The organism is Komagataeibacter sp. FNDCF1, from assembly GCF_021295335.1.
In the GTDB taxonomy this organism is placed as follows: Bacteria; Pseudomonadota; Alphaproteobacteria; order Acetobacterales; family Acetobacteraceae; genus Komagataeibacter.
Window position 1 is genome coordinate 991,952 of record NZ_JAIWOT010000001.1, and the last position, 18,925, is coordinate 1,010,876.

Annotated in this window: 11 protein-coding genes; 8 read left to right on the forward strand and 3 right to left on the reverse strand. The window is 66.8% G+C overall.

Annotation, left to right across the window (positions count from 1 at the left end):
• The first annotated feature begins 5 nt into the window (after positions 1-5).
• Together LDL32_RS04660 and LDL32_RS04665 are read left to right on the forward strand one after the other, a co-directional pair.
• Positions 6-881: a bestrophin family protein gene (locus LDL32_RS04660; RefSeq protein ID WP_233064812.1), complete on the forward strand. Its 876-nt coding sequence runs from the start codon at positions 6-8 to the stop codon at positions 879-881.
• Between the two features lie 59 nt (positions 882-940).
• Complete coding sequence (locus tag LDL32_RS04665) at positions 941-1,537, forward strand: CarD family transcriptional regulator (RefSeq protein ID WP_026018640.1); 597 nt, start codon at positions 941-943, stop codon at positions 1,535-1,537.
• A 77-nt stretch (positions 1,538-1,614) separates the two neighbouring features.
• Here the strand turns inward: LDL32_RS04665 and LDL32_RS04670 are convergent, their stop codons facing one another.
• From LDL32_RS04670 to LDL32_RS04680, 3 genes are read right to left on the reverse strand one after another with little or no spacing between them, the layout of a single operon-like run.
• Complete coding sequence (locus LDL32_RS04670; protein ID WP_233064814.1) at positions 1,615-2,790, reverse strand: MFS transporter; 1,176 nt, start codon at positions 2,788-2,790, stop codon at positions 1,615-1,617.
• A 49-nt stretch (positions 2,791-2,839) separates the two neighbouring features.
• The gene (locus tag LDL32_RS04675) at positions 2,840-7,039 is read right to left on the reverse strand and encodes a translocation/assembly module TamB domain-containing protein (protein WP_233064815.1); all 4,200 of its coding nucleotides are present in this window, start codon (positions 7,037-7,039) and stop codon (positions 2,840-2,842) included.
• Entirely contained in the window at positions 7,039-9,012 is a 1,974-nt protein-coding gene (locus tag LDL32_RS04680; protein ID WP_233064816.1) for an autotransporter assembly complex family protein, read from the reverse strand. Before LDL32_RS04680 ends, LDL32_RS04675 begins: the two co-directional genes overlap by 1 nt.
• Positions 9,013-9,529: 517 nt before the next feature.
• On the opposite strand from LDL32_RS04680, the gene miaB reads away from it, so the two are divergent.
• The 6 genes from miaB (at position 9,530) to LDL32_RS04710 (ending at position 18,798) form a co-directional block, all read left to right on the forward strand.
• Positions 9,530-10,843 (forward strand): tRNA (N6-isopentenyl adenosine(37)-C2)-methylthiotransferase MiaB, encoded by a 1,314-nt coding sequence (miaB, locus tag LDL32_RS04685; RefSeq protein WP_370636747.1) that lies wholly within the window; start codon positions 9,530-9,532, stop codon positions 10,841-10,843.
• 92 nt (positions 10,844-10,935) lie between these two features.
• Complete coding sequence (locus tag LDL32_RS04690; RefSeq protein ID WP_370636748.1) at positions 10,936-11,997, forward strand: PhoH family protein; 1,062 nt, start codon at positions 10,936-10,938, stop codon at positions 11,995-11,997.
• Positions 11,998-12,049: 52 nt separating this feature from the next.
• On the forward strand, positions 12,050-12,562 hold the full coding sequence (ybeY, locus tag LDL32_RS04695) for an rRNA maturation RNase YbeY (protein WP_233068704.1): 513 nt from the start codon (positions 12,050-12,052) through the stop codon (positions 12,560-12,562).
• The gene (locus tag LDL32_RS04700; RefSeq protein WP_233064824.1) at positions 12,559-13,500 is read left to right on the forward strand and encodes a hemolysin family protein; all 942 of its coding nucleotides are present in this window, start codon (positions 12,559-12,561) and stop codon (positions 13,498-13,500) included. Before ybeY ends, LDL32_RS04700 begins: the two co-directional genes overlap by 4 nt.
• A gap of 119 nt (positions 13,501-13,619) precedes the next feature.
• Positions 13,620-14,246, forward strand: a complete 627-nt coding sequence (locus LDL32_RS04705) for a thioredoxin domain-containing protein (protein ID WP_233064826.1) — start codon at positions 13,620-13,622, stop codon at positions 14,244-14,246.
• Positions 14,247-14,262: 16 nt separating this feature from the next.
• Positions 14,263-18,798: an AAA family ATPase gene (locus LDL32_RS04710; RefSeq protein ID WP_233064827.1), complete on the forward strand. Its 4,536-nt coding sequence runs from the start codon at positions 14,263-14,265 to the stop codon at positions 18,796-18,798.
• Positions 18,799-18,925 lie beyond the last annotated feature (127 nt).

The window sequence follows — 18,925 nt, forward strand, 5'->3', positions numbered from 1 at the left end:
CCCATATGGTCGTTAATCGCAAGATTGGTTTGTGGATCCTGATGCGCGAGAGCCTGCTGTCGCTGGTGCTGCTGTGCGCGTGGGATGTTGTCGTGGTGGTCATGTTCCAGATTTTCCATCAGGAATGGATGGAACAGCCGACACTTCCCATATCGCTCATCGGCTCGGCACTGGTCCTGTTCATGAGCTTCCGCAACAATACCGCCTATAACCGCTGGTGGGAGGGACGGACCCTGTGGGGGGCCGTGACCAACAACAGCCGCTCCTTTGCCCGGCAGGCGGGCACGATCCTGGGCGGTTGTCCTGACCTTGCCCGTGCCATGGCGGCCTATCCCTATGCCCTGCGCGGCGCGCTGGGCCGGCTTGACGCAACGGACGACATCATGCGCCTGCTGCCGGATTCCATGAAGGACGGGGTAAAGGACAAGGCCAACATTCCCGCCGCCATCCTGTTCCAGATCGGGCTGCGGGTGGACATGGAATCCCGCAGGCTGGGCATTGATGGCGCGCTGCAGGGCCAGATCGACCGCATCCTGTCGGACATGAGCAACGCACAGGGCGGCCTGGAACGCATCCGCAACACGCCGCTCGCCATCCAGTTCTCGATATTGCCCAAGGTGGTGGCGGCGGTGTTCTGCATCATCCTGCCGCTGTCCATGGTGCAGACGCTGGGGTGGATCACACCGCTCGGCTCATCGCTGGTGGGACTTCTGTTCGTGGCGCTGGACAAGATCGGAAGCGACCTGCAGGACCCCTTTGGCGCAACGCCGCATGGCATGCCCATGCTCACCATCTCGCGCACGATCGAGATCGACCTGCTCCAGTCCTGTGGCCTGCCTGCCCCGCCGCCGCTTGCCCCTGTCAACGGCATACAGGGCTGAGCCTGCTTCCCCCTGCAAGGGGCCAAGACAGAAGAAGGAATTTATGCTATACGGGTGGCATGAGCATGTTCAGAACCACCCAGAAGGGCACTGTGACCGATGCAATGGCACGCACGGCCGCAGCGGCCACGGCAGCCGAGGCAAAGTCCAGCAAGGCTGTAAAAGATGAGGACCCCTTCCGCGAGGGCGATGCAATCGTGTATGCGGCGCATGGTGTTGGCCGTGTCGACCGCATCGGCGTTGACGAAATTGCCGGGACGAAGCTGGAAATGATCCAGATCTCCTTTCCCGGCAACCAGATGACGCTGCGCATCCCGCTGTCCAAGGCGCGCAAGTCGGGGCTGCGCAAGATCGTCTCACGCGAGATCGTGGACAAGGCCATGGCCATCATCAAGGGCAAGCCCCATGTCAGCCGCGGCATGTGGGCGCGCCGGGCCGTCGCTTACCAGGAAAAGATCAATTCGGGCGATCTGGTGCAGATTGCCGAAGTGCTGCGCGACCTGCGCCGCAATGTGGACAGCCTTGATGGCAGCTTCAGCGAGCGCAAGCTGTTCGAGGCGGCACAGGAACGCTTCGTGGCCGAAGTGGCGGTGCTGGAGGGCAAGGAACCTACCGAAGTGCTCGAAAAACTGACCGAGGTCATGAAGGCGGCGTAACCGCCCCGTCCTTCCCGCCATTTCCCGGAAAAAACCCAACCCGCCGGCCCGTGTGCCGGCGGTTCTGTTATACGGCCCTATCCGACCCGGGGATTGCGCAGCACCATCATCACCCCGCTGCCCGCCAGGGCCGCCAGCATGGCCATGGCAAAGGGGCTGGCAGGCCCCGCCACCCCGGCCAGCATGCCGGACAGCACGGCCCCTGCCCCCGCCGCGACATCAAAAAACGCATCCAGCAGCCCGATAGCCGACCCGACCGCCGTGGGGGGCACCTGCCGCAGCACCGGCGTGGCCAGCAGCGGATAGGTAAGCGAAAAACCCAGCCCGCTCACGAAACAGCCCGCCGCCGCCCATACGGGCCCCGGCGCCAGCCAGATCATGCCAAGCCCCGCTGCTTCCGCCAGCATGATCGTCCTTACCAGCGGCCGCACGTCCTCACGGTCGACATGACGCCCCCCCACCAGCCGGGCCATTACATGGCCTGTGCCAAACGCGGCTAGCGCCCATCCGCCCCCATGCCACCCCCGCGCGACATAAAAAATGACCAGAAAAGACGAAATGGCGGCAAACCCCAGCGTGGACAGGCCCAGTGCCATGCCCCATGCCCAGATGTGTCCGATCAGGTCCCGCCACCGCATGCCCGCATGGCTGCCGTCGTGCAGGCGGGGCGGCTGTGGCAGACGCAGGGCAAGGCCGATGCCCGCAATCGGCAGGGCAACGGCGACAAGGCAGACGCACAGGAAACCCTCCTGCGCCTCGATCATGCCGCCAAGCGCCGTACCCACGCCCAGCCCGGCAAAGATCGCAAGCCCGACCCAGGACATCGCGGCCCCGGCACGCGCGCTTCCGGCCATGGTGACCGCCCATATGCCGCCACCTGTCACCAGCAGCCCTTCGCCCAGCCCCATGGCGCCCCGCCCCAGCACGATCATGGCCTGCTGGATGACGGGGGAGAACACGGGCAGCAGGGCGGCGGCACAGGCCAGCCCCGAACCTGCAGTCCACCCCAGCCCGGCCAGCAGGGTATCGCGCCCGCCACGCTGGTCCGCCATCTGCCCCGCCCATGGGCGTGACAGCAATGTCGCACACGACTGCAGGCCCATCACCACCCCGATCATGGTGGTGCCGCAGGCAAAGCGTGCCTGAAGTTCCAGCGGCAGGGCGGGCAGAGCCAGCCCCATGGCAAGCATGCCGCTGGCAATTGCCAGCAGGATGGGCACAAGACTCCCGCGAGCCGTAACATGAACATTCATGACGGAAGCGTAATGCATTTGCGCCAGGGTGAACAGGCCGTGCGGCGGGTCAGTACCTGAATTGGTACAGCAGGCCAATACTGCTGCCGGGGTCGTTCTCCGGCGTCGTGAAACCCGTCACATTGCCACCCGTGCCAACGGTGGTATTGAGCTTGAGCCGCTTGGTCAGGTCCACCTGCACCTGCGCCTGCGTGCCCGATCCGGACGTGGCCTGCTTGGCCCCCACATACACGCGGCGCATGACGTATTTCCCCGCCTCGATCGCCCCCGTATCGTTACCGCCGGAACCGTTGGAGGAACTGCTCATCTGCAACCGGTCCAGATGCAGCGTCTTGCGCACCATGCCCAGCGGGTCAAAGGCGGAGCCGCCGCTCAGTGTAGCCACCGCCGCCGCGATGGAAGCCATCTGCGTGGGCGAGAGCGACTGCGTATCCGTGCCGAACAGCAGGATGGCCAGGATCTGGTCCTGTGACAGTGGCGGTGTTGAGGAAAACGTGATCTTGGGCGCGCTGGCATAGCCACCCACGTTCAGGCGCGCGGTACCATCATTCGTGCTGCGCTCGGCCACGAAGTCCAGCGTCGGATCGATCTTGTGGGTCACCCCCACCCCATTGAAGCCCACCTGCCCCTTGCTGAAATCAAGCGAGATGCCGCCCAGTGAAAACCCGCCCTTGACCAGCGAGAACCCGCCCGACACCAGTGGCGCCGTAGCCGTGCCGCCCGCATGAATCTTGCCATGCATTTCGGTATTCAGCCCGTGCCCGCGCACATAAAACCGACCCGGGGATGCAACATCCAGCCCCAGCCCGACCACCAGCGGGGATGTATGGGCGGCTTTCGCCTGCGCGCTTTCATCGCCGGGGCGGATCACATCCAAGTGGGCGACCGAAGTGGGCAGGGAGTCGGGAATATTGATGTCCACCCGCCTGAGCGTGATGGCGCCCGTGGCGTCGATGCGGCTGGCAAGCTGGCCCTTTATGCCCAGATCGCCATCAAGGGTTGTGGTGATCAGGTCACTGGCCAGCGGGCGGGCGTTATCAGCATGGACATGCAGGTCGATCGGCTGGCCGGGTTCAAGCACGCCATAGCTGCCCGAGGCACTAATGCTTCCCTTGCCTGCCTGCGCCGCAAGGTCGGAAATGACCAGCCGGTCCCCCATCGCGTTGACCGTGCCATGAATGGCGGCAAGCTGTATGCCCTCGCCAAAATCATGGAACAGGCCGTTGGCAAGTGTCAGCGTGCCACCAAGACGCGGCTGGGCCGGGGTGCCACGCACGCCCAGGTTCATCTGGAGCATGCCCCCCGCCTGCATGCCCTGCGCACCCAGATAGGCATTGGCCACCGCAAGATCCACGTTCCCCTCGGTCTGCAGCGTGATCTGCCCCGTCCCGTTGACCGGGGTCGTGCCATGCACCCCGAGATTGACCTGCGTGCCGGCCTGCATCCGCGCATCGACCCGCGCCATGCCGGACGTCAGGACGGCAGTTGCATCCAGCGATGCGGGTGCGAGGGAGGATGTATAGTCCGTGTGGTATTTCAGGCCCGTGCCGTTCACGCTTATCCGGCCCGATGGACGGTCGAGGGTACCACTCAGCCGTGCCTCCGCCGAAAGCTGGCCCTGGGCGTGCAGCGATGGCACGAAAGGGGTGACCAGATCGGGTGAGAGGCGGGCCAGCGTTGCATGCAGGTCCAGTGTGGGCCTGATTTTGCCTGCCACCTCCACGCTGCCTGACTGGCCGCCTGGCGGGATCAGGCTCATGCGCAGGTGATCGATGGCAATTTCCTTGCCATAGGTCACGCTTACGGGCGCATCAAGACGGACCTGTTCGCGCCGGGCCTCGGCCACCAGCCGGTGCATGGCCACCGAACTGGCGGGAAGATTGGCCACCAGCGCGGTATCAAGGGTGGCGGGACCGGTCCAGGGCGTATCAAGCCCGGACTGGGCGGTCACGTTCAGCGCCGATGTCGGCCCCTTTGCCGTGACATGGGCATGGCCGCTCATGTCACGGAAATGGGCGTTGTCCACCATCAGGTCCAGATCGCTGGTGGGGGTTGCGCCCACCGGGTCGAGCACCCTGCCCCTGAGCACCAGCCGGTCGATGCGCGCGATGGGGGCTGCCAGCGCACTGTCCACGTTCACGGCAAGGGCTGATGGAGAGTCCGCTGTCGCACTGGTACTGTGCAGGCTGGCGGATAGGTGGCCACCAATGTCCTGCCCGGTCAGGTCACGCAGGTCGGCCAGCCGGGTCATGTGCAGGTCCAGCGTGCCCGATGGCACCAGCCGGCCCGCAGGCAGCGTCATGTCCGCCTGCCCGGTCAGGCTTTTCCAGCTCAGATGCTCCACGGTCAGATGGCGGCTGGTGTCGGCATTGCTGTCCAGACGGGCCGCGACCTGAACCGGCGCGCGGTCCACGGTGCCGGAAATGGCCAGCACGCCCTGCCTGACCTGTGGCAGGTGCTGCATGTCCAGACTGGCCTGCACATCACCCGCCGCCGTGTTGCTGGCCGCGATGCTGGCCTGCGTGGTCAGGCTGGCGGCAAGGTCGCTTACCGGGCCCGAGGCATGCAGGTCGGCCTGCATGTGCCCCTTCAGCGTGGGGGCCAGCACATGCAGGTCCGACAGGGCCAGATGCGCGGTAGTGTCCACCGCAAGCGGGGTGCCGGTCACGATGCGGGTGGGCGTTGCCTCCAGGTGCAGGGTTTTCCCCTCAGCCAGCAATGTGGTGAAGGTGAGCGTGCGCGCACCATGCACCGCCGGTGTGATGCTGCCCGCCACGTTCAGGTGACCCGCATCGCCCACCAGCCCCACGGCAACCGGCAGGCCGCCATCAAGCACGATATGGCTGTCCAGCCCGAAATGCCCGTCCTGCCCCGCAACCGGCAGCGTGACATTGCCATCAACCGCCGCATGACCATGCAGTTCCGTCCCGCCCGCCGCCGCAAGCGGGGCCAGGGCGGGCAGGTCGGCATGGAAGGTGGCGGCCACAGGCCCTGCGGTCAGCACCTGCCCGGTCAGCCGCGCCAGCGGGTGGGTGAGCAAGAGGTCGACCGGACCGCCCCGGTCATCGGGGTGCCACAGCACGTCCAGACTGACCGGATCAGCGGCAAAAAGCGTGGGCTGGCTGCCCGGCACCAGCAGGCCGGTGATGGTGGCGTGGATGGCGGCATGTTCCGGCTGGCCAGTCCCCTGCCCGCTCAGGCCATCGGCCACGAGATGCAGCGCGCCAAAGCCTGCGCCGTTGCTGGTCAGGCGGTCCACATCCAGCGTGCCGTTGCCGGTGGGGCGCTCCAGCGTGCCACCCATATGGGCGGCCAGCCGCGCGCCCTGCCAGCCGGTGGCGCCATCCAGCACCATGGCCGGGCTGCTCGCCGCCACGTCCAGCGCCATGTGGTGACTGACCAGCCCCACCTGCCCCTTCGCACTGGCCTGCACCGCCCCCGTGGCCAGCGCAAGCGCCAGCCGCGTATCATTACGCGGCCCATCAAGGCTGAGTGACAGGTCCAGTGGCGCCAGCGCGGGTATCTGGCCCAGCGTGGCCACAAAGCCGTCAGCCCCTTCATGCGCATGCAGGTCAAGGGCTACGGTACGCCGGTCCAGCCGGGTTGTCAGCGCCAGCGTGCCGGGATGGTCGAGACGGGTCAGGTTCAGCGCGATATCGGCCGGTGGCAGGGTGGCGACGGAAAAACTGTCCAGCACCGGCGCAATATCGGCCAGGCTGGCATGTCCCTCCAGCCGGAAGGAGGCAGGCACGCGGGCAAGGGCCGCCCCCACGTCAATCCGCGCCACGTGCACCGCATGGATATCGATGCCCATATGGATGCTGTTCGATGTCTGGTCCGGTGTTTTTTTTGCGGGATGGGCGGGGTCATCCTCGCTCAGACGCGGGATGGACAGTCGTGCCATGGACAGGTTGCTTATGACCGCGCGCCGCCCCAGCAGCCGCAGCGGCGACCAGTCCAGTTGCAGCCCGTCGATGGACAGCCACGCCCCCTTGTAGTCATCCAGTTCCAGATGGGCCACACGCAGCGCGTCGGGAAAGCGCCCCCCCAGTCCCGACAGGTGCACACTGCCGCCGGTAAGTCCTGGCAGGCGACGTTCGATCTCACGCTGGCCGGCACCCGTATTGGCCACCACCAGCACCATGCCCAGCGCCACGGCCACCAGCCCCACGGGAATGCCCAGTGCCAGCGCGACACCGCGCAGGATACGCCGCCCGCGCGGCGGCGCGGCAGGGGTCTGTCCAGGCATCAGAATGTCTCCCCCAGCCCCACGTACAGTTCCCACTTGTCGCCCTTTGCCGGGCGGTTGAGCGGTACGGCCACATCCAGCCGCACCGGGCCGATGGGGGTGTAGTAGCGCGCACCCGCACCCGCGCCCACACGCACCGTACCCTCGAACGGCGTGTGATTGCCCGTGACCTGGCCTGCGTCAACAAAGCCCACGGCCCCGAATTTCTGCAATATGCGCTGGCGGTATTCAAACGATCCCGCATCCATGGATGTGCCACCCACGGCGTAGCGCGTGTTAGCGAACTGCGGACCCACCCCCTGGTAGCGGAAGCCGCGCACCGTGGCCGACCCGCCGGCGTAAAGCCGCTGGTCGGGCGGGATGGCGAATGTCGAGGCGCCTTCCACGTTACCGATGGTCCCGCGCCATGCCAGCACGCTGCGGCCGGGGTGTGAAAGGCCAAGATGCGTGAGATCGAAATAGGTCGAGACGGTCGCCTGCATGATGGCGAAGAACGATGTCCCGTCGGTCAGAGAGGCGGAAGGCGTGATGCTGGCCCCGATCCGCACGCCATGGGTCGCGGGCGTTATGGGGTTGTCCACCCCCGTGCCGTCATAATTGGCGGTGAGTGGCAGCGACACGATGAAATAGCTGTTGGTGGTGCGCATCTGCTGGATCTGTTCCTGCTCGATCTCGCCGCCAAAGGATACGTTCCACAGCCGGTTGACGTGGCGTACCACGCCAACGCGCGCCAGAAGCGCGGTCTGGCGGTAGGAATAGAGTTCCTGCTTGATACCCTCCAGCCGGGCGCTCAGGTTCTGCTGGCGCGACCCGAAATCGGGCTTCATCAGGTCGGCATAGAAATCATAGCCCAGCCCCTGCTCCGCCGAGCCGCCAAGCCCGGTGATCAGTGCCGTCAGCCGCAGCCGCTCGGCATTGCCGAACAGGTTGTTATGGGTCCATGTGACACCCGCGCGGCCACCCAGGTCGGTCGAGTATCCGCCCTCCACGCCCACGCTGTGGCGCTTGCCCTCCCGGAAGGTGAAGTCGAGCGGCATGGTGCCGTCGCTGGCCAGCGTGTCGCCATGGTTGACCTGCACATCGGAGAATAGTCCGGTGGCGGCGATATCCTGCCGTGCGCGCTCGATGCGTGAGGGCTGGTAGAGTTCCCCCGGCGCGATGGTCATCCGGCGCGCGATATAGGCCGGATGCGTGCGCTGCAGCCCCGCAAAGTCGAACGCACCCAGATTGACCACCGGCCCCCGGTGCACCGTATAGGCCAGGTCCAGCGTATGGGTGGCGGGCCGCAGCCATGCCTGGGGCGTGCCGACATGGGCAAGCGCGTAGCCTTCCTCCGTCAGGGCGACCTGCAGTGCGGCGCCGGCGGACAGCACGCCTTCGGCCTGTGCAGGGATGCCCGGCTTCATGCCGAAGGCCCGTGCCTCATCCGCGTTCAGATGGACCGGAGGGTCCCCGCTGTCGGGGTTGAGGGTCACGGTGCCGATAAGGAACTGGACACCCGGCGTGACACTGATCGTGACCTGCGCCCTGTGCCCCGCCGGAATGGCCTGCATCCATTCCGGCAGGTCGGGGTCGCGGCCGTCATGGCCCGCGCCGGACGTGTCCCCTGCCCTGTCCCCAGCCTTGTCCCCGGCCTTGGAGTGGCCCGCCACGTCAGTCACGGTCATGGTGATGCCACCCGCATAATAGCCGTAGCTTTCCAGCGCGCTGATCAGGCGGGAATAGTCGTTATGAATGCGCCCGGTCAGGGCAAAGGGGCTGACCGCCTGCGTCTTCTGCAGGGAAAGCAGGTCGGAGGAGGCACGCAGTGCCGCGTCCAGATCGGCATTGCCCGTGGGCCGGAGCACGGTGGTGTAGTCCTGCGGGTCGGCAGCGCGTGCGGCGTCCCCCCTTGGCACGAAGGCCGCCATGATCACACACAGACTTGCATAACCGGCACTGCGCGTGACATGGGCACCCAGGGTGCATGCCATGCGGAGATGACGCAATCGTGTCAAACGGTGCCGCCCCTGTTCCTGTCTCGCGTGCGGTTATTTTCCCACTGTGTGATTTCTGCCATTCCCGGCATGCATGATCAAACCGATATTAACGTCCACGTCTTAATAAGTTCCGAATATGTCATCCCCGTGCCCGGAATCGCACCGCCCTGTTGCAAACCGTCACCAGTCCGCCGATCTTGGCTTGACAGCACCCCGATTCCGCGGGGCATGATCATTGCAGGCAGGAAGGGTTGCCGCGCCCGGCAGCCCTGAATTACTTGGCGGGAGCGTTGATGGCGGGACCCCGTGTTCCCAGGGCTATCGGTCGCAAGGCACTTGACCGCGCGCAGCCGAACCATGATGTGTTGCGCCCGTTGTGCGGGTATCGGCCCGCCCTGCTGCCTGAGGATACCTGACCGTGAACAGCCTGTCTCCCCTTTCCGGCGTGGCGCAGCCACCCTCCAGCACATCATCCGCGAGGGGCCTGCATGTCATAACATGGGGCTGCCAGATGAACGTGTATGACAGCGAGCGGATGACCGACGTGCTGCGCCCGCTGGGCTACCGGGCCGTGAACACGCCCGATGACGCGGACATGATCATCCTGAACACCTGCCACATCCGTGACCGCGCGGCGGAAAAGGTATTTTCCGAGCTGGGCCGTCTGCGCAAGGTGAAGGAAGCGCGCGCCGAACGCGGCGAAGGCACCGTGCTGGCCGTGGCCGGATGCGTGGCGCAGGCCGAAGGGCAGGAAATCCTGACCCGCGCGCCTTATGTTGATATCGTGCTCGGTCCCCAGACCTATCACCGCCTGCCCGAGATGGTGGCCCGTGCCGCGCGCGCGGCCGGCGCCGTGATCGAAACCGACTTCCCCGTCGAGCAGAAATTCGACTTCCTGCCCGCGCACCGCGAGGTGCCCGCCGGTGGAGCCGCCTTCCTGACCATTCAGGAAGGATGTGACAAATTCTGCTCCTTCTGCGTCGTGCCCTATACGCGCGGAGCCGAAAGCAGCCGCCCGGTCATGGCTGTCCTGTCCGAAGCCCGCCGGCTTGTGGCCGCCGGCGTGCGCGAGATCACGCTGCTGGGCCAGAACGTCAACGCCTATCACGGCGAAGGGCCGGATGGCGCCACGTGGGGGCTGGCGCGTCTTGCCCGCATGCTGGCCGATGAGGTGGGTGTCGCGCGCATCCGCTACACCACGTCCCACCCGCGCGACATGGAAGATGACCTGATCACCGCCCACCGTGACCTGCCGCAGCTCATGCCGTTTTTGCACCTGCCGGTGCAGTCCGGCTCCGACCGGGTGCTGGCGGCCATGAACCGCGGCCACACGGCTGATGAATACCGCCTGCTGGTGGACCGCCTGCGCAATGCGCGCCCTGATATGGCCCTGTCATCCGATTTCATCGTGGGCCACCCCGGCGAGACGGATGCCGACTTTGCCGACACCATGCGCCTGATCCGCAATGTCGGATTCGCACAGGCCTATTCGTTCAAGTATTCCCCCCGCCCCGGCACGCCGGCCGCAGGCGCGGGCCAGCAGGTACCCGAGGACGTGAAGGATGCGCGCCTGCAGGAACTCCAGGCCGTGCTGCGCATGCAGCAGGACGCCTTCAACGATGCAAGCATCGGCCAGGTGGCACCCGTCCTGTTTACCGGACGCGGGCGCAAGCCGGGGCAGGTTTCCGGCAAGAGCCCGTGGCTGCAGGCCGTGAACGTGGAAGGGCCGGAAAGCCTGATCGGCCATATCGCCAGCGTGGATATCCGCCACAGATACACCAATTCCCTTGGTGGTGTCCTGACAGAGGAGACAGACAGGGCTTGAGAGAACAGACACAATCCACGCTCCACGCCCCCCGTCGCAGCGGCGGGCGGCGGCCTCCCCATCATGGCGCGGCCGCGGCGAATGACCGCACCGTGACCCTGCAGTTCGAGGACAATGCGCTGCTGGCACAGCTTGTGGGGGATCACGACCGTCATCTCCTGCATCTTGAACGTGGATTTGATGTCCGGCTGGCGTGCCGGGGCAACCGTATCGCCATTACGGGTGCGGCCCAGCGGGTTGCACTGACACAGGGCACGCTGACCGATCTCTACAGCCGCGCCCGCACGGGCCAGGTGGTGGATACGGCTGCCGTGGATACCGCCATCCGCATGGCGGCGCATGCCTTCTCCGCCCCATCCACCGCGACCACAGCAGGGGACATAGCAACCATGCACGATGCCCGCACGCCCGTCGCCCCGCCCCGCCCGTCACTTGCGGACCTGCCCACAATCATGACCCGGCGCGGCCCCATCGCCCCGCGCTCCGTCGGACAGGGGCAGTACATGGACATGCTGGCCCGGCAGGAAATGGTATTCGGCCTTGGCCCCGCCGGCACCGGCAAGACCTACCTGGCCGTGGCCCAGGCCGTGGCCATGCTGCAGGCGGGACAGGTGGACCGCATCGTGCTTTCACGCCCCGCGGTGGAAGCGGGCGAGCGGCTGGGCTTCCTGCCCGGCGACATGAAGGAAAAGATCGATCCCTACCTGCGCCCGCTCTATGATGCGCTGCATGACATGATGCCGGGTGACCAGGTAATCCGCCGCATGGGTACGGGGGAGATAGAGGTGGCGCCGCTCGCCTTCATGCGCGGGCGGACGCTGGCACACTGTTTTGTCATTCTGGACGAGGCGCAGAACACCACCCCCGCCCAGATGAAGATGTTCCTGACCCGCATGGGGGAAGGCACGCGCATGGTCATTACCGGCGACCTGAGCCAGGTTGACCTGCCGCGTGGCGTGACATCCGGCCTGCGGGAAGCGGTCGAGACGCTCGACGGCCTCCCCGGGATCGGCATGATGCGATTTGAATCGCGTGACGTGGTGCGCCACCCGCTGGTGGCGCGTATAGTGGAGGCATACGACCAGCGCGCCGGGGCACATGACCGCCCCCACCGCGCCCGGTCGCAGCAGGAGAACAATGAAACCTCGAAGTAGCACTGGCCCCGCCCGTTCCGGCGGGGTCGCGGATGCACCGGGGCGGGCGCACATGCCCGGCCCCACGGCCATTCCGGTCGGGCCCGACATAACCGTGGCGGACAGGCGCTGGCATCGCGCCGTCCCCCACCCGGCCCGTCTTGTCACCCGCGCGGTCAATGCCGCGCTGGACGCCACGGGCGAGCGCGGGCCGGTCACGGTCGTGCTGGCGGATGACCGTACGGTCATGCACATGAACTGGCGGCATCGCGGGCGCAACAGGCCCACCAATGTCCTGACATTCGAATATGCCCCCGCGCACGCCACCGGCGGGTTGTGGGGTGGTGACATCATCATCGCGTTTGAAACGGTCGCGCGTGAAGCCCGTGCGGCAGGCCGCAGCATGGCGGCCCATCTGGCGCATCTGGTTGTTCACGGCGTGCTGCATCTGGCGCGGTACGACCACCATCACCCCGGCGAGGCCCGGGAAATGGAAATGGAAGAAGGCCGTATCCTGTCCACCCTGGGCTTTGCCAATCCGTGGAAACCCGGCCGCATGGCCACGGCGCGGGGGGCACGCTCATGAGCAGGCCGGGAAATGATGGCGCGGGGAGCGCGGAACCTCCGTCCGGGTCGCGCGGCAGGGGATTCCTGTCACTGTTCAGCCGCAGGCGCGCCGAACAGGGACTGCGCCATTCCATTGCCGCGCTGGTCAAGGAAGCCGATGATGCCGCGGGGAACGAAGGGGAACCCGGTTCCTCGGAACTGGACCGGCAGGAACGCGCCCTGCTGGCCAACGTGCTGCGCCTGCGTGGCATCACGGCGGATGACGTGATGATCCCGCGCGCCGATATCGTGGCGATGCCCGTCGATATCAGCCTGGACGAAGCACTGGCCATGATGCGGCGGGAAAACCATTCCCGCATGCCGGTCTATCGCGGGCAGCTCGACAACATCGAGGGCATGATCCACGTCAAGGACCTGATTGCCTATGTCGGCACATCGGAAGCCTTCCGCATGGAGCCGCTGCTGCGCCAGCCGCTGATGGTCGCGCCCCAGCTGCCCGTGCTGGACCTGCTGCTGCAGATGCGCGTGCGGCATGTCCACCTTGCCCTCGTGATTGATGAATATGGCGGCATTGACGGGCTGGTCACCATCGAGGACCTGATCGAGACGATCGTGGGTGACATATCGGACGAGCATGACGAACCGACCGTCAACATGATCCGTGATCGCCCCGACGGCACGCTGGACGTGGATGCCCGCACCCCCGTCGCAACCTTTGAGGAAAAGGTCGGCCCCGTGCTGACACGTGACGAGCGCGAGGCCGAGATCGAGACCGTGGGCGGGCTCGTGTTCCGCCTGGCGGGCCATGTGCCGACACGCGGCGAGATCGTGACACACGAAAGTGGCATGGTCTTCCGCATCCTTGATTCGGATGCCCGCCATATCCGCCGCGTGCGCGTGCGCCTGCCACCGCAGGACGGCCCGCAGCCCAAGGCCCAGCCCGCCACCCGGTCATAAGTCCGGCGCGCCGCACGGGCGAAAGGGTGGATTTACGCCCGCCCTCCGCCTCTCTACACTTGCATCATTGCCGGGGCGCGCATGGCCCCGCCCCAGCCCATACCGGAGAGTTGACCGCGATGCCCATCAAACGCCGCACCCTGCTTGCCCTTGCCCCCGCACTGATTGCCGGCGGCGGCCTGCTTTCGGGTCGGGCCATGGCGCAGACCGCCGATCCGCGTCTGTCGATCCGCGCGGTGGGCAATCCGTCTGCCAAGGTCCATGTCGAGGAATGGTTCTCCCTGACCTGCACGCATTGCGCCCGCTTTGCCGCCGACATCTTTCCCGAGGTCCGCAGCAAGCTGATCGACACGGGCAAGGTATACTACATCTTCCGCGACTTCCCGCTGGACCAGGTGGCGCTGACCGCCTCCATGGTGGCCCGCAGCCTGCCGCCCGAACGCTATGAGCCGTTCGTCCTTGCCCTGCTGTCCAGCCAGGACCACTGGGCCTTTGGCAAGACGCCGGAGGAATCACAGGAAGAAATCCGCAAGATGGCGGCGCTTGCCGGCATGTCATCCGAACTGTTCCAGCAGACCATCCATGACGATACGCTGCGCCATGCGATCATGGACGAGGAGGACCGCGCCCAGACCCAGTACAAGATCGACGGCACCCCCACCTTCCGCTTCAATGACAGGGAGCAGGTCGCGCAGGAACTGACCTACGACGAGTTTGCCCGGAAGGTCGAGGCGGCAAGCCACTGACCGGGACCATTCCATCATGACCGCCCGTTTCGTCCGGCTGCGCGTCGCAGGCTTCAAAAGCTTCGCCGACCCGGTTTCCCTTGATATCCTGCCCGGGCTGACCGGCATCGTGGGCCCTAATGGCTGCGGCAAGTCCAATGTGGTCGAAGCCCTGCGCTGGGTCATGGGGGAGACCAATGCCCGCTCCCTGCGTGGCAGCGAGATGGATGACCTGATCTTCGCCGGCACCACCGCGCGGGCCGCGCGCAACATGGCGGATGTCACCCTGACGCTGGAGGGTACGGCCGAAGTCGCTCCCGCCCCCTTTCAGGGGCAGGACGAACTGCAGGTCTCCCGCCGGGCCGAGCGGGGATCGGGCAGCGGCTACCGCATCAACGGGCGCACCATGCGCGGGCGCGACGTGCAGACCCTGTTTGCCGATCTGGCATCGGGTGCGCGGTCCTCGGCCATGGTCAGCCAGGGCCGCGTCTCCGCGCTGGTCAATGCCCGGCCGGAGGAACGCCGCACGATCCTGGAGGAAGCCGCCGGCATTACCGGCCTGCATGGCCGCAGGCATGAAGCCGAACTCAAGCTGCGTGCGACCGAAGCCAACCTGGCCCGGGCGGAAGACCTGCGCATCCAGCTTGAATCCCGGCTGGACGACCTGCGCGAGCAGTCCGGGCAGGCCGCGCGCTACCGCGAACTCTCACAAGGGCTGCGGGAAGCGGAAACCGCCCTGCTCGCCCTGCTTCACGCACGCGCCCACAAGGGTGTGGCGGAGAGCGAATCCGCCCTCCACACCGCCCGCACAGACCTGAGGGCGGCGGAGGAAATGGCGGAAAACGCCGTCATTGCCGATTTTGAAATCACGCAGACCCTTCCGGCCCTGCGTGATGAACTGGATACGCGCCGCACCGCCCTTGAACGCTTCAAGGTCCGGGCCGAAACCATTGCCGATGAACTGGCCAGCGCCGAATCCACGCTGGCCGCGGCCCGCAGCCGCCTTGACGAATGTGAAGGCGTGCATGCGCAGGCGCTGGCCCGGCGTGATGACGCAACCGTCATGCTGACACAGCTTGAAGCCGAGCGTGCACAGGTGGAGGAACGGCTGGCCGCCCTCCCCGCCCTGCGCGACGCCCTGGAGGCGGAACGGACGGCGCTGGGCCAGAAGGCGGCGGACATGGCCGCCCGTGTGGAACAGGCCACCACCACATTGCGCGAAGCCCAGTTGCAGACCACACAGGCCCGCACGGCACTGGAAGCGGCGACCGCAACACATGCCAGCCTGGCCACCCAGCACAGGGAACTGGCCACCGAGATCATGGCCCTTGAATCCGACATGCCAACCGAAGCCGCGATCGCGGCCCATGAGGAACGGATTACCGATACGGCGGCGCGGGCCACCACAGCACTCGCCGCGCGTGAAGAGGCCACCCGAACCCATTCGGAAGCCGTGCTGCAGGCCGGACTGGCGCGCAACGCCGCCACGGAAAGCACCCGCCTGCACGCACAGGCGACCCATGACGCCAGTGCCGTGAAGACCCGGCTTGACGCGCTGGAGCGTGACGTGACGGCCCTGCGCGCCCGGGTGGAGCAGGCCCGCGCCAGTCTGGTGCCCGAGGCCGAGCGTGACCGTCTGGCGCAGGCCCTGCACGATGCGGAGGGCACGCTGGCCACCGTCCGCACCGGACTGGAGGCGGCGGAAGAAGCCCGCGCACAGGCCACGCAGGCTGAAATCCAGGCCAATGCCCGCCTGAAGGAAGCCCGCTCCACCCGGCAGGCGACCGAGGAATCCCTGCGCGCGGCGCAGGCTGCCCACACCCGTGCGGGCAGCGAGGTGGAAACGCTGGCCACCGGCATGGAACAGTTACGCGCGCAGGCCGTGCCCGATTCCGCCCTGCATGCGCTAACAGCCCGCCGAGAGGCCGCCGAGCACACGCTGGAAACCGCGCGCAACCACATGGACGCCGCCGAATCCGCCCTGATCACCGCAACGCGGGAGGAAGAGTCGCATACGGCCGGGCTGGCGCAGGCCCGCGCCCGGCTGTCCGGTCTGGAAGCCGAAGCCGATGGTCTGGCCCGTGCCCTGCAAAGCGACACGGAACAGACCGCCGTAACCGGCGTGACACTGGCCGAAAACCTGCATGTGCCCGCCGGGCTGGAAACCGCTCTGGCCGTGGTACTGTCCGACGGACTTGAAGCCGCCGTGAAGGGGTCCGCCCCACGTGAATGGCATGACCTGCCGCCCGGCACGCCTGCCCCCTTTCCCTCAGCGGGAATCAGTCCGCTGTCCACCCTGCTGGAAGCGCCCCATGCCCTGTCGCGCGCGCTGGGTGCGGCGGGACTGCTGCCCGAAGGCATGGATGGTGCCGCCCTGCAGGCGGGTCTTGCCCCCGGGCAATGCCTTGTCACGCGTGAGGGAGCGCTGTGGCGGTGGGATGGCTACGTTCAGGCACCCAACCTGCCCGGACGCGCGGCCCTGCGGCTGAAGCAGCTGGGCCGCCTGCGCGAACTGCGTGCGGAACTGGAACAGGTCCAAGCCGAAATCCCGACGCTGGATGAGGCGATGACGACCACCGCCGCCACGCGACAGAAGGCGGCCCACGCACTCGATACGGCACGCGAGGCCCGCGTCAGTGCCGAGAATGCCCTGCAGGCCGCCCGCACGGAGGAAGCCGACCTGTCCCGGCGGCACGCCACCGTCGCAGCACAGATCCATACGCTGTCCGTGCAGCACGAGACCGCGCAGGCCGCACTGGACGAGGCCCGCGCAAGCCTGGCCCGTGCCCGCGCGCAGGAAGCAGCCCTGCCGGACACGGTTGAACTGACGCAGGCCCAGCAGACGGCACAGCACCATGCTGCACAGGCACAGGCCGAGGAAAGCCGCCTGCGCACGGCACGCCAGCAGGCCGAAGCCGCGCTGGAACGCGCCCGTCAGGCGCTGCATGCCACCCTGGCCAGCCATAACGGGGCCGAAACCCGCCTGCAATCCATGCTGCCCGAACTGAGCCGGCTGGACACCGACCGCGATGCGCTGGCCCGGGAATACGCCACCCGGCAGGAACATCTGTCCAGCCTGCCCGCCCCCGCCATAGCGCAGGAAGCCGCCACGCAGGCGGCCACGCACGCCGCCAATGCGGAACAGGCCCTGCGCCATGCGCGTGAAGCGGTCGAGACCACTGCCGTACAGCTGGAACAGGCACGCACCGCACGCACCAGCCTTGAGCAGAAAATGCGCGAGACGGGCGCAAGGCTTGAAGCACGGCGTGCCCGTATGGCCGACCTGACCCATGCATTGGACCAGGCGGAAGAAGCCGAGCAGGCTGCCCGCGCGCATCTTGCCGCCCTGCCCGACATCGTGGAACTGGAGCATGACCTTGCCGCCCTGCGCGCGCAGGCGGCAGCGGTGCAGGCGCAGGATGATGAACGACGTGAAGCCCTGAGCCAGCTTCAGGCGGAAAACGCGACCCTGCGCCAGCGCTTCGATGCCTCGGCTCAGGAAATGACCCAGTGGACCGCCCGCGTGGAAGCAGCGGCGCTGGAAGCCGAAGCCGCACGGGCCCGCCTGCACAACGCGCAGGCCGAACATGACCGCGTGGCCCCCCTGCCCGTGGCCGTGCGTGAACGGCGCGACGCAATCGCAAGCGAACTGGAAGAACATGCCACCCGGCACGATGCGGCAGCACAGGCCCTGCAGGTGGCGCAGGCCCGTGCGGCTGAACGCCAGCAGGCCCGCGGCACGGCACAGGACACACTGATTGCCGCGCGTGAGGAACTGGTCCGCGCCGAAGGCAGGTGCGAACAGGCGCAGCTTCTGCTGGCCCAGATTCAGGCGGAATCCGAGCCGCCGCCTGGCGTGGTGGCCGCCGACCTGAGCACGGGGGCCGAAACCAGCCTGCGCCGCCGGGTCACCCGCCTTGAGCGCCAGCGCGAGGAACTGGGTCCCGTCAACCTGCGCGCCGAGATCGAGGCACAGGATGCGTCAGGCAAGATCGACACCATCCTGCATGAACGGGACGAACTGCAATCCGCCATTGCCCGCCTGCGCGGCATGATCGGCCAGCTCAACCGCGAGGGGCGGGAACGGCTGATGGCCGTGTTCTCCCAGATCGACCAGCATTTCCAGGCGCTGTTCGCGCGCATGTTCAACGGTGGCCGTGCCCATCTGGGCATGGTGGGCAATGACGACCCGCTGCAGGCCGGGCTGGAAATCTATGCCCAGCCGCCGGGCAAGAAGCTGGCGACGCTTTCCCTGCTGTCGGGCGGCGAGCAGGCACTGACCGCGCTGTCGCTCATCTTTGCCGTGTTCCGCTGCAACCCTGCCCCAATCTGCGTGCTGGACGAAGTGGATGCCCCGCTGGATGACGCCAATGTGGGCCGGTTCTGCGCGCTGCTGGCTGATATGGTGGCCGAAGCGGGCACGCGCTTCCTGGTCGTGACCCACCACCAGCTGACCATGGCGCACATGGACCGGCTGTATGGCGTGACCATGCAGGAGCGTGGCGTGAGCCGCGTGCTGTCGGTTGATCTGGAACGCGCCACCGAAATGGTGGACGGCGAACCTGCCCGCTAGGGGACCGATAAGGAATAAAAGCTTCCGGGCGCCGCCTTTTTTCAAAAAGGCGGCGTCCTGCAAAGCTTTTTGAAAAAAGCCTCACCAAAAACTTTTATGGCTTTCGGTATGCCCCGTGGGCGAAGGG

Coding starts and splice junctions, on each gene's coding strand:
- LDL32_RS04675 (WP_233064815.1), bottom strand. CDS start 7,039: ATGCCTGGACAGACCCCTGCCGCGCCGCCGCGCGGGCGGCGTATCCTG.
- LDL32_RS04680 (WP_233064816.1), bottom strand. CDS start 9,012: ATGGCATGCACCCTGGGTGCCCATGTCACGCGCAGTGCCGGTTATGCA.
- LDL32_RS04665 (WP_026018640.1), top strand. CDS start 941: ATGAGCATGTTCAGAACCACCCAGAAGGGCACTGTGACCGATGCAATG.
- LDL32_RS04660 (WP_233064812.1), top strand. CDS start 6: ATGGTCGTTAATCGCAAGATTGGTTTGTGGATCCTGATGCGCGAGAGC.
- LDL32_RS04700 (WP_233064824.1), top strand. CDS start 12,559: ATGAGCAGGCCGGGAAATGATGGCGCGGGGAGCGCGGAACCTCCGTCC.
- miaB (WP_370636747.1), top strand. CDS start 9,530: ATGAACGTGTATGACAGCGAGCGGATGACCGACGTGCTGCGCCCGCTG.
- LDL32_RS04705 (WP_233064826.1), top strand. CDS start 13,620: ATGCCCATCAAACGCCGCACCCTGCTTGCCCTTGCCCCCGCACTGATT.
- LDL32_RS04670 (WP_233064814.1), bottom strand. CDS start 2,790: ATGAATGTTCATGTTACGGCTCGCGGGAGTCTTGTGCCCATCCTGCTG.
- LDL32_RS04710 (WP_233064827.1), top strand. CDS start 14,263: ATGACCGCCCGTTTCGTCCGGCTGCGCGTCGCAGGCTTCAAAAGCTTC.
- ybeY (WP_233068704.1), top strand. CDS start 12,050: ATGCCCGGCCCCACGGCCATTCCGGTCGGGCCCGACATAACCGTGGCG.